This window comes from Paenibacillus cymbidii (assembly GCF_004764705.1).
In the GTDB taxonomy this organism is placed as follows: Bacteria; Bacillota; Bacilli; order Paenibacillales; family NBRC-103111; genus Paenibacillus_AN; species Paenibacillus_AN cymbidii.
The window spans coordinates 42,101-54,100 of sequence record NZ_SHLX01000048.1 but is presented as its reverse complement, the minus strand read 5'-3'; the positions used below and the strand labels follow the sequence as shown (position 1 = coordinate 54,100).

General features: G+C 59.1%; 7 protein-coding genes. 5 read left to right on the top strand and 2 right to left on the bottom strand.

Going from position 1 to position 12,000, the window contains the following annotated elements; genetic code table 11:
- Window positions 1–535 precede the first annotated feature (535 nt).
- The 3 genes from EXY20_RS36350 (at window position 536) to EXY20_RS36340 (ending at window position 4,179) form a co-directional block, all read left to right on the top strand.
- Complete coding sequence (locus EXY20_RS36350) at window positions 536–2,272, top strand: extracellular solute-binding protein (RefSeq protein ID WP_135557335.1); 1,737 nt, start codon at window positions 536–538, stop codon at window positions 2,270–2,272.
- Window positions 2,273–2,359: 87 nt separating this feature from the next.
- The gene (locus EXY20_RS36345; protein ID WP_235886373.1) at window positions 2,360–3,277 is read left to right on the top strand and encodes an ABC transporter permease; all 918 of its coding nucleotides are present in this window, start codon (window positions 2,360–2,362) and stop codon (window positions 3,275–3,277) included.
- Window positions 3,278–3,300: 23 nt separating this feature from the next.
- Window positions 3,301–4,179, top strand: a complete 879-nt coding sequence (locus EXY20_RS36340) for a carbohydrate ABC transporter permease (protein ID WP_135557334.1) — start codon at window positions 3,301–3,303, stop codon at window positions 4,177–4,179.
- Between the two features lie 57 nt (window positions 4,180–4,236).
- Here the strand turns inward: EXY20_RS36340 and EXY20_RS36335 are convergent, their stop codons facing one another.
- Both EXY20_RS36335 and EXY20_RS36330 read right to left on the bottom strand, forming a co-directional pair.
- Entirely contained in the window at window positions 4,237–5,853 is a 1,617-nt protein-coding gene (locus EXY20_RS36335; RefSeq protein WP_167859770.1) for a response regulator, read from the bottom strand.
- Window positions 5,850–7,565 (bottom strand): sensor histidine kinase, encoded by a 1,716-nt coding sequence (locus EXY20_RS36330; RefSeq protein WP_135557332.1) that lies wholly within the window; start codon window positions 7,563–7,565, stop codon window positions 5,850–5,852. The genes EXY20_RS36335 and EXY20_RS36330 overlap by 4 nt, the downstream gene beginning before the upstream one ends.
- Before the next feature lie 260 nt (window positions 7,566–7,825).
- Between EXY20_RS36330 and EXY20_RS36325 the strand changes: the two genes are divergently transcribed.
- Together EXY20_RS36325 and EXY20_RS36320 are read left to right on the top strand one after the other, a co-directional pair.
- Window positions 7,826–10,984 (top strand): hypothetical protein, encoded by a 3,159-nt coding sequence (locus EXY20_RS36325; protein WP_135557331.1) that lies wholly within the window; start codon window positions 7,826–7,828, stop codon window positions 10,982–10,984.
- 300 nt (window positions 10,985–11,284) lie between these two features.
- Window positions 11,285–11,839, top strand: coding sequence for a hypothetical protein (locus tag EXY20_RS36320; RefSeq protein ID WP_135557330.1), 555 nt, complete (start codon window positions 11,285–11,287; stop codon window positions 11,837–11,839).
- The last annotated feature ends 161 nt before the right edge of the window (window positions 11,840–12,000 follow it).

Genomic DNA, 12,000 nt, shown 5'->3' with positions numbered 1-12,000 from the left:
AATTCAGGGTAAGCGCCTCCTTGGTGGGTTTTAGGGCTATTGACCCGTCACACCCCCATCATACGAGGCGCTCCTGTTTTTTGTCCAAGGCCGTATCTTGGCGCCTACAGGAATGTTTAGCGCCAGAAAATCGTCCGAAATGACCGAATAAGCTCATTACGAACCGTTAGAACGCCGCCGTAGTAGGAAGGAAGAAGCTTCTTGATCCCTCCCGATGGCGAACGGGCGCCGTGCAGGAGAATCCGCCCGCCAAAGCTCCGCTGCGAGGCTGTTGTTCAAGATAATCCAGTGCTCACGTTTCGGCAACGGAGCTGGAGCACGAAAGAACCGTCCCGATTCGTATAACAACGAGCGGGACGGTTTTCACCATGCCTACCGGCCCCAAGCCGCCGATTAATCTGCCAAAATACCGCCAAATGAAACTGGTATAGAAACTGATATGAAATTGATATTATGATCTTTAACGGCTGTCCGATCTCCATTATGATCAGAGTGTCGACGCAAGATCGCGCGATTCAAGTGGAGGAGGAAATATATGCAAAGGGGCAGGGTTACCAAAGGATTTGCCGCAACGCTTGCGACATTGCTGACTGTCGGTACGATAGCGGCCTGCAGCTCGAAGGACAGCGGTTCGGCCAAACCGGCTGATTCGGCGGCGGCATCGAAAGCGCCTTCATCGACGCCGGCGGCATCGATGGCGCCAAGCGGCAGTCCCGGCATGAAGAACGGCAAGTTCGACCCGCCGGTCACGCTGACGACGGTGCGCGGCCTGGAGCCGGTCGTCAAGTTCCGCGACGGCGAAACGATCGAGAACAATGTGCACACCAAGTGGGCCAAAGAAAAATTGGGCATCGACATCAAGCATCTCTGGGTCGTCCCCAGCGCGAATAACGCGTACGAAACGAAGCTGCGCCTCGCGCTTTCGGCGAAAGAAACGATGCCTGACGTGCTGATGGTAACCGATCGCGTGCTGGTGCAGGATCTGATCTCGTCGGGACAGTTCATGGACGTGGGCGACGTGTTCGAGAAGAAGGCTTCCGCTTCGTGGAAAAAAGCGATGCAGGAAGTGCCTTACGCGTGGAATGCGTTCAGCAAGGACGGCAAACGGTACGGCATTCCTACGCTCGGCTACGGTTATGGCAGCGATCCGGTGATCTGGATTCGCGAGGACTGGCTGAAGAAGCTGAACCTGAAGGCGCCGACCACGATCGACGAGCTGGAGAAGGTGATGGATGCGTTCACCACCCAGGACCCGGACGGCAACGGCAAGAACGATACGTATGGACTAGGCGCCAATATCAAAGGTTCTTTCCAAGGCAGCGCAGGAGACATCAGCTGGCTGTTCGGCGCATTCGGCGTTGTGCCCGACCAGTGGAACAAGATGGCGGATGGCAAAATCGCTTACGGCTCGATCCAGCCGGAGATGAAGCAAGGCCTGGCCAAGCTGCAGCAATGGATTAAAAAAGGATGGATGCCGCTGGAAGCGACGCTTATCGACAACGCCAAAACTAATGAGCTGCTGACGCAAGGCCGGATCGGCATCATCGCCGGTCCGCAATGGCTGCCGTGGTCTCCTTTCCCCAGCTTGCTCAAAAACGTTCCGGGCGCGGAGATGAAGGCGTACAAAATTCCGATCGGTCCGGACGGCAAAGCCGCGCGGCACGGCACGGACGTCACCGGAGCCGCCTTGCTGCTCAACAAAAACATCAAGCCGGAAGCGCTTGACGCTTTCTTCGTCTACCAGAACTATATGTACGATTACGGCGCGCTGCCGCAGAAGGGCAGCGAGTTCGAGAACGGCTGGTACGAAGGCTACGATTGGGCGATGGTGGACGGAAAACCGTCGCGCGACGCGGCGAAAATCCCCGGCGGGGCAATCGACGTCAAGAAATATTTCCTTACCTGGGAGATGCCGCTTATTCCGTCCGCCAGCGTCGATCCGATGATCAAGCGGTACAAAGGCGAAACGCTGACGACGCCGAACGAATTGCTCTACAAGGATCATCCGGAAGCGCAGGTAAGAGGGTACGGCATCATCGACGAGCAGAAGGAGCTTTCCAAAGTAAACGTATTTATCGGCGCGCCGACGAAAACGATGAAATCGAAGCTGGAGCTGCTGAACAAGATGAAGCAGGAATCGCTGCTGAAAATTGTGTTCGGCGATGCGTCGATCGACTCTTTCGATGCGTTCGTCAAAGACTGGAAAGCGACGGGCGGCGACGAAATCACGAACGAAGTGAACGAGTGGTACAAATCTTCCGGCGCAAAATAATCGGTCTGCGAGGTCCGGCGGCTCCTTCAGCGCCGGATTCCGCGGTTTTGTGCCGAGCCGAAGCAAAGCGTTGGGGGAGGTCAACAAGTGAAGGCTGCTGCAAGCCGAGGTTTCAAATTCAAACGGACATGGCCGCTTCACGCCCTGCTCCTGCCGGCCGTTGTCTGCACGTTCGTCTTTCACTACATTCCGATTGCCGGAATCGTCATGTCGTTCCAGAACTTCGAGCCGTGGCTCGGATTGACGAAGTCGGAATGGGTCGGTCTCGAGCATTTCCGCTTCATGTTCATGTACCGCGACAGCAAACAGGTCATCGTCAATACGTTTCTCATCGCCTCGATGAAAATCGTGTTTACGACGCTCGCCAGCATCGTATTTTCGCTGCTGCTGAACGAAGTGCGCAAGGCGGTGTTCAAGCGCAGCATTCAAACGTTCGTTTATTTGCCGCACTTCCTGTCCTGGGTTATTCTCGGCGGCATCCTGATCGACATGCTGTCGATTGAAGGCGGTTTGGTCAATCGCACGCTGCATTTCCTGTTCGGCGTCAAGCCGATCTTGTTTCTTGCCAATGGCGATTGGTTCCGCTTCACGATCATCCTGAGCGACATCTGGAAGGAATTCGGCTACGGCACGATTGTGTTTCTCGCCGCACTGGCGGGCATCAACCCGGCGCTGTACGAATCGGCCGAGGTGGACGGCGCCGCCCGCTGGAAACAAACGCTGTACATCACGCTGCCTTCGATCCTGCCGATCTGCGTCGTTGTGATCACGCTGCAGCTGGGCAACATCCTGAATGCCGGATTTGACCAAATCTTCAACCTGTACAACCCGCTGGTATACAGCAAGGGCGACATTATCGACACGTTCGTTTACCGGACGGGGCTCGTCAGCGGCAATTTCAGCTTCGCCACCGCCGTCGGCCTATTTAAATCGGTAGTAGGCATGGTGATGATCGTATGCTCCTATCAGCTTGCTTACCGGCTCGCCAACTATCGCATATTTTGACCACTTGGGAGGGAACAGAGAACGTGCACCACAGATCAAGCGCGTACCGGCTGTTCTCGCTGTTTAATTATACGTTTCTGGCTGCGATCGGATTGGCCTGTTTGCTCCCGCTGGTGCACGTTCTCGCCGTCTCCTTGAGCGGCAAGGACGCGGCTACCGCGAATCTGGTCAATTTATGGCCGATCGACTTTACGACCAGCGCCTACAAGCTGACGATCGAGAACAGCCATTTTCTGCAATCGGTGCTTGTCGCCGTCAAGCGTACGGCCATCGGAACGGTGTGCAGCATGTTTTTTACGACGATCGCCGCGTTTTCTTTGTCCAAGGAATCCCATATCCTGCGCGGGCGCAATGTATATACGTGGTACTTCCTCATTACGCTGCTGTTTAACGGCGGGCTGATTCCGACCTATCTGGTCATCCAGAAGCTGGGGTTGATCAACTCGTTCTGGGTGCTTATTTTGCCCGGGCTCGTCAGTGTATGGAACCTGGTGCTGCTGCTGAATTTTTTTCGCGGCGTGCCGAAGGAGCTGGAGGAGGCGGCGTTCATCGACGGGGCGGGCTATTTCCGTTCGTTGTTCCAAATTTTCCTGCCGCTGTCGCTGCCGGCGATTGCCACCATGTCGTTGTTTACGATGGTGGGGCACTGGAACTCCTGGTTCGACGGGCTGATTTATTTGACCAAAGCGGACAAATACCCGCTCGCCACCTTCCTGCAGACGATCATCGTGCAGATGGACTTTACGCGAACGAACATCCGCCCGGAAGATATGGAGGAACTGTCCAACCGTACGGTGAAAGCGGCGCAAATTTTTATCGGCTCGCTGCCGATTCTGCTCGTTTACCCGTTCCTGCAGCGTTTCTTCGTGAAGGGCATCGTGCTCGGCGCCGTAAAGGAATAACAAGGCAAGCGCGCGTTGCGGCGCCGCTTGCCTTGCCCGATTTGCCCGGATATCCCACTACAGCTTGCGGTACTCCTGCGGGGTGACGCCGTAATGCTTGCGAAACAGCTGGATGAAGTGAGGCGTGTGATGGTAACCGAGCAATTCGGCGATCTCGTACACTTTTTTGTCGCTGCTCTGGATCAGCTGCGCCGCCTTCTCCATTTTCCGCTTATAAATGTAGTTCCCGAGCTTCTCCCCCGTCTCCAGCTTGAACACCTTCGATACGTAAACCGGGTTCAAATAGATGGCCCCGGCAATCGCCTGCAGCGACACATCCGCGAACAGATTGTCCTCGACGAATGCGCGCACCCGGTCGGCCAGCGACGCGCGGGAATGTTTGATTTCGGAATCGTTGCGCAGCTGCATCGTTTCCAGCATCTTGTTCGCCCAAATCTGCAGCGGACCCAGATGAACGAACGGCGTTTTGCCGGCGGGCCGCAACGCTTCGCCGCCGTCGGCGAGGTCGGACAGACGATAGCCGAGGCGATGAGCGCCGCTTAAGAACGAAGCGGAGCAGACGAAGAACACCTCCGACAGGTGTTCGGTCGATTGCTGCAGACCGCCCGCAAGCAATTCCCCGCCTATTTGCTCGAGCTTCCGTTTGGCTTCGTCGAACCGGCCGGCTTCGATCAGATGGAGCAGCGTCGGCGGCTCGTACAGCTGGCGCAAATAAACGATTTCGTTGCGATCCGCCTCCCCGCCGTCCGTCATGACGATCATGCCGCCCGTACTGCCTGCCCGCCGGCTTAAGCCGGCGACCGCTGTCCCGTACAGCGTCAGGATGTCGTCCGGGAACATGCCGCCCAAGCTGAGCGCCACGGAAATTTCCCCTTTTAAATAGTCCAGCACGCACGTTTGCAGCTGCATGGCTTTCTGCTCGACATGCTGCAGCTGCGTTACGCTCAGCGGCTCCTGCCATTTCAGCGCAAACACGAGGTAATCGTGGTCGTCCTTCGCATGCCACAGGGAGAAACGGTCCTGCAGCAGCTCCTCCGCGATATTGGCGACCGCGTATTCGATCAGTGTCAGGTGGTCCGGATCGTAGCGGGCAAAAGGTTCCTCCAACCGGACCAGCATGATGCTGAACCGGTCGCCGGGTGCGAACGGAATGTGCAGCAGCTGCGTGTTGCGATCCAGGTTGGCGACCGCCGTCTTGCGCCCCCGCAGCAAATCCAGCAGCAGCTTCTCGCGGAGCGTGGGCAGGTGTTCGTTTAATGCCTGTACGGCGCGATGATGCGAGCTGATTTCCTCCCATTCCTTGCGGATCGCCTCCTGTGCCCCCGCCACGGCCTGGACAAGCTCGTCATAATGAACCGGCTTGAGCAAATAGTTGAAGGCGCCGCTCCGAATCGCTTCCTGCGCATAAGCGAAGTCGGCATACCCGGTAAGCAGCAGGCATTTGGTCCGCCGGGACAGCTCCCGGATCCGTCCGATCAGCGCCACGCCGTCCATGCCCGGCATGCGGATGTCGCTGACGACGACGTCGATCGGCTCGGCGGCGACGATGCGCAGCGCTTCTTCGCCGGACAGCGCCCGGTGCACCGTTTCGAAGCCATGCTCGGACCAGGGGATGTTGCCCGCCAAACTATCGACAACCGACTCCTCGTCATCTACGATCAACAGTTGCATCATTCGTTCTCTCCCTTCATCCAACGCAGCAAGACGCGTACTCCCCGCGGTTCGGCATGTGCCAGCTCCAGGCCGGACTCGCCGCCGAAACGGTGAACGAGCCGCCAATGCACGTTCCAGAGCGCGCAGCCGATTCCATCCTGCGTCGCCTGCAGCAGCTGCTGCCTTAGTGCGGTCAGCTTCGCATCCGATATGCCGACGCCGTCGTCTTCGACGATCAGGCGGCATTCGTCTCCGTCCTGTTCGCCGTAAATGCGAATGAGCGACGGGCCCGGTTTGGGCTCGATGCCGTGCAGCACCGAGTTTTCGACAATCGGCTGCAGCAGCAGCCGGGGAACGGCAAGCGTCATCATCGCTTCCGGAACGGCAATCTCGAAGCGCATTCGCTTGTTTCGCAAGTTCTGGATCGTCAAGTATTGGCCGACCAGCTCGATTTCCTCGCGTACGGTCGCCAGTTGATTTTCCAGCCTCGTCGTATAGCGGAAATAGGAGGCCAGGTTGAGCGCCATCGCCTCCACGGCTTCGACGTCGCCGGAACGCGCCATATTTTGCACGAAGAACAAGCAGTTGTACAGAAAATGGGGATTGATCTGCGACTGCAGCTGCTTGAGCGTCGCTTCCCGGGAATACAGCTTCTCTTTGTATACTTTTTCGATCAGGTCCTCGATTTCGCCGGCCATTTCGTTAAACTGCTTGTTCAAATAATCGAATTCGTTGTTGCTTCTGTAGCGAATGCGGGCCGCGTAGTTGCCGTACTTCAGCTGCTGCACGCCGCGAATGAGATGCTTGAGCGGAAGCTGCACATTGCGGTAAAGCAGGAAGGAAGCGGACAAGCCGGTAATAAGCAGCAGCAGGATGGAGACGTAGAACAGGTTGCGGCTGCGCGTAATCGGCGAAAGCACCTCGTCGAGCGGGGTGTAGTCGACCAGGTACCAGCCAAGGCTTTTGGATTCCGCGTAGTTGACCAAATATTTGCCGTCCTGCAAGGTCATGATGCGGTTCCCTGTCGGACCGAGCGGCAGCTCGCGCAGTTCGGCGGCGATCGGCTCGATGATCGGCCGTTCGGCCGTCCGATTCACAATCAGCGGATAGTCGGGATGGTAAAAGAAAGGATCGCCTTTGCCGCCAAGCTTGTAGTCGTTCAGCATGTTGACGATATTGTCCGGCGAGAACCTCATTTCCAGCACAATTTCGGGAACGCCGTTCTTGTCTCCGGCCAGGTACGGCTCGTAGATGTATTTGACGAACTCGTAAGCGTTCCGGTTGATCGCCGTCTTGCGATAGTACCAGTCTTCGGAAGGAACGTATGCGAGCGGATCGCTTTCCTCGCCGTCGTTGCCCGCGCCGATCTTCTCGCCGGTGCGCGGCAAGTACAGCATGAGGCTGTTGTTGAAATTGCTCGCCACGCTCTGCAGGCTAAGCTTCTCCGACACGGTTTTGAGCAGCACGCTCTGCTCGAAAGGGGACATCTGCTGCAAGTTTTGCAGCGATTTGACATTGGGGTCGCGACTGAGCGTAATCAAAAATTTGGCCATCTGATTCACGTTATTTTCCAACTGCGCCTGAAAAAAAACGACCTTGTTCAAATTGGCGCTTTGCATCGATTCCGACACGACGTTGACGCTTACTTGATTGGAGTACCAGTAGACGGCATTAATCGGAATGAGCAGCAAAAAAATGACGAGGTTCATTTTGTAGAAGGTGTTTTTGCGCATGATGGCGGATGCCCCTGTCTGATCTTGCTTGCGATAAGGCTATCATATGACACCGCTTTCCCGCTGTCTATAGCGCCTGGCGCCCCCGCTGCCGCTGCGGCAAAACTGGTATAGAAACCGATATAATGTTTATTTTATGATCTTTCGCGGCGGTGGAATGTTCCTTATGATCGAAAATGATCGGCTCGCGTCGGACGGCAAACGTTGCCCTGGCGACGGAGAGGAAAGAGAAACAATTTTGGTTTCGGGGGAGGACCACGATGACGGCAAAATCGACGCTTTATCCCGTCTTCTGCGTTCATGAGCGAGGAGAGGCCGGCTGGCCGGCAACGACAGAATCGTTTACATACGCACATTCGTTTGATGCGGCTGCCGTGCCCACGAAGCTGTCGGTCTGTACCGACGGCGGCAGCGTCGTCTTCGAAATCGATTGCGGCACATTCGGCGAACGCGGCGACGAGCAGGCGGTGCTGCTGTTCGATCCGGCGCATCATGGCAGGAAGCCGCACAATTTCCGTCGCATCCGTTGGAGCGGGCGGCCGGAGGCCGGCGGGGCGTTCGTATACGAACGGTTCGGGTACGAATACGAGCCGGAGCCGTTTCCGCCTGGCTCGCTGGCGGAGGCGTCCATGGCAGACGGAACGCTGCGGCTGCGGCTTGCGCTGCCTCTTGCCGCGATCGGCGTATCGGATGCGAGCTTTGCGACGGCACGGCGCTGGATCGGCTTCAACCTGTACCGCCAGACGGCCGGCTTGAGCGATACCGACATCGTCAAGTGGTCGGGGCTGCCGCACGACGCCGTACAATACGAGCAGGGGCTGGGCGATCTGCTGTTCGCGCGCGGCCTCGACGAAGCGGCGATTGCCGATGCGGTGACGGCGGCGGACGCGGACAGCCGGAGCTTGCCGACCCGCTGGGAGAAACGCACGTACCCCGCGGAGCTTGATGAATGGGTAAGCCGCAAGCGGCACGGCATGAGCGGCCGCATCAAGTCGGAGGACGCCTTGCGGGCCCGCCGCAATGCGGAGACGACGGATTGGGGCCGGGCGATGAAAGCGGAAATGGTGGCGGTAGCCGATTATTGGGCGGCTCGCAGCGACAACGAGCTGTACGAGTTTGTGCCGGTCGGCAATCCGCGGGCGCTGTCGGTGGCGCAATATTTCGGCGATCCGCTGAACGACGGCAACAACCGCACGCTGCAGGCATGTCTGGAGCGGCCTTATTCCTTCTACAATCCGCGAACGGGCGTCTGGTGGCGGCCGGGCATGACCGTGCGCAATCCCGGGACGGGCGAAGAGACGACGATCGACGACGACGGCAGCGGTTTTCTGGCGCCGCCGGGGTTCCCGCATCCGCAGGTCCGGTACATGCTCGTCGGCGCCTACCGGCAGTTTCTGTTCGGCATGCTGATGGGACAGCCGTATTGCCAGGTGCTGACCGATCGCCAGGCATGTCCGGAGACGAGCGGCAGCCGTTACGGCAACGCGATCAACAATCGGTACGGCATCGAAGCCATAATCCGCATGATCTTCCGGATCAAATGCGGCAGCCTCATTCCCGCTTTCGGCGACTGGTATTACAACAACAAAACGCCGATCGGCGAGGAGCGCAGAAGAGGGCTGGCGCCGTATTCGGCCGCGCTGGAAGCGACGTTGGACCGGATGGAGGCGGCCAGACCGCTCATTGGCCCGCTGCTGGCGCTGTATTCGGAGGAGGAATTGGCCCGCAGCAGGCTGCGTGCGGTGACGCACGGGGAAGGAGGGCTGAATCACGCCTTCCTGCTGCTCGCCACCGCCCGCGATGCCGCGGAATACCGTTCACCCGCCGCCGGCGGAGCGTTGCCCGGGCCGTACCTGCTGCAGGATTCGGAGACAAGCATCCTGCGCGCGGGACGATCGGCGGCCAGCCGCAAGCATGTCGTCCTGTACGGGCTGCCATCGGCGGCGCACGCGCACGGCGACAAGCTTGGGCTGTGGATCGGCGCTTACGGGTACCATCTGCTTGCCGGGGTCGGCGCTTATCCGTTCACCTGGATCAGCCCGAAAATATCGGCCTGGGAAACCCATTCCGCCGCCTGTATGGTCGTGCTTGTCGACGGACGGAACCAGGCGGCGTCGTACTCGCGGCAGCAGGGCCATTACGAAGGAACGCTGTTGCAAGCGGCCGGCATCGGGAACGAGCTCGCTTATCCCGGTTCGCGCATCGAGCGCTGGTGCTGGCTCGTTCCGGCGCCGAACGGGGACGACGCTTACGTTGTCGATCTCAACTACGCAACGGGCGGCGGCACGTTCGACTACAATACAGCCGGCATGCTCGCTCCGGAGCGGCTGGCGTTTCATGGCTTATCGAACGACGGCTGGGAGGAGCTGGAGGGGACGTTGCGCGGCACGATGGGCGAGGCGGCTGCGCCGCTTTACGAACAGCCCGGCTACGGCTGGATGCGTACGCAGCGAAGGGCGAAGACGTCAGCCCCGGTTGGCTGGACGTACCGGTACGATGACAATGCGGCACTTAAGGCGCATACGGTGCCCGGCGACGGCGTAGTTCCGCGAGAAATCGTCCACAGTCTCGGCGAGATGGGCTTCCAGGAAATGGGCAAAGCGGATTGGCTGCCGTTCGTCATGTGGCGGCAATCGTGGGAGGCGGCGGGCGCCGCTTCGCCGGAAACGCATGCCGCGGCCTTGTGCGCGGTGCTTGAGCCTTACGCGCAGGAGCCGTTTCTTGCCGGCGTTTATCCGCTGCGGATTGCGGCGTCCGCGGGCGACGGAGGAACCGGCTATCGTCCGTTCGGCGCGGAAATCGTGTTCGCCGACGGCCACGTCGATATCGTCGCCTCCGTATACGGCATGGACGAGGCGCCGGTTACGTTCGCCGACAGCCGCGGCCGGCTGTACCGCACCGATGCGAAGGCGCTGCTGCTGCGCTATCGCGGCGATACTATCGTTCATGCCGAGGCGCTTCGTTTCACGACGATCGACGCTCCGGGCGTACGGCAGCGTCGCGAGGCGGCTGCGCTGCGGGGAACGGTGCGGCGGGTGGACATCGCCGCCCGGACGATCGACGTCGAGCTCGCCGCTGCGGCAGATGTCGCATTCGGTCGTGATGCTTCCGAAGCGGCGTTCGCCGGGCGCGTTGCCTTGATCGATTCGCCGGATTACGCGAAACCGTCCGCCTATTATATCCGGGACCCTCACCTCTCCGGTCGTATGCTGCAGTTTCAGACGGACGTCACGCTCATCTGCATGAACGCGGATTCGCCGTTTGCCGTGAAGAAGCGCGAGCTTGCCGGCAAATCGTCGCTCCTGCATGAAGGCGTGGAGGTGCTTGTAGATGTGAAGCCCGGCGATTCGTTCGTGTTGACGAACGCCTGGACGGAAGCCTGGGCGGAGTTGAAGATGAAGAAGGAGATGGCAGAATGAACGCACCGGGAATCAAATGGGAGCGGGCGAAGGAGAGCGAAACTTCCCGTCGATTATTCCATGTCATGCAGAAATAGATGAAGTTTGCGAACGAATCGTATCAACCGTGGGACGGGCGCCCGAACTGCGGCCATTTTTTTGGCGGCGCATACTGGTACGGCATGGAAACGTCGACGGCTTGCCTCGTTATGGCGATCGCCGCCACGCTTGGCGATTACGACGAAACGGTTGCCGGCGTCCCCCGCGCTGTCGCCAGGGAGCGTGCAATCGGGGCAATCCGCTATTTGGGCTTCACGCACGATGGCCAGCCAAACAGGGGCTTCGATCGCTTATTATGCGCTGGCCGCATGGCTGCTGTGGGAGCGGCTTGACGAAGAGACGCGGTCGCTTGTCGCGGGCGTGCTGGTCTGGTACGCGGACCGCTGGTCGGGGGAAGAACCGCGCAACGGCGTGTATGTCGACACGCAGTGCGAAGAGAACGCCTGGACGTCGGCGGGCATCGGCGCCGCCTGTTGCTTGCTGCCGGATCATCGGCACCGCGAACGCTGGCTCACGGGCTTTACGAAGTGGGCCTGCAACACGGCGACATTGCCGGAAGACAAGCGCCATCGCGGCGACATCTTCCGCACAACAACGTTCCATCCGGACTATACGACCGAAAATCACGCTTTTGTGCATCCGACCTATATTAAGGCCGGCATGCATTTGCGCGGGTTTTCCGCCATTCTGTTCGCGATGATGGGCGAGCCGATTCCGGACTGTCTGCTGTACGCCGGCCGCCGGCGTCAATGTCGACGACATGATCGGCTACGTTTTGTCCGGCTCGCAAGGAATCGTCTACCGCAACAAACATGAGTACAAGAAGTGGAAAGGCGTGGAGGATATCCTCACGCTGAACGCCGGAACGCCGCGGACATTCCGCGCGGGTGAATGTACGCAGCCGAATCGCTCCCGCGAGGAAACGGCAAGGTGGGTGCCTCTTGTCAAGTATTATGAAGTTGCTGCCGACGGTATTG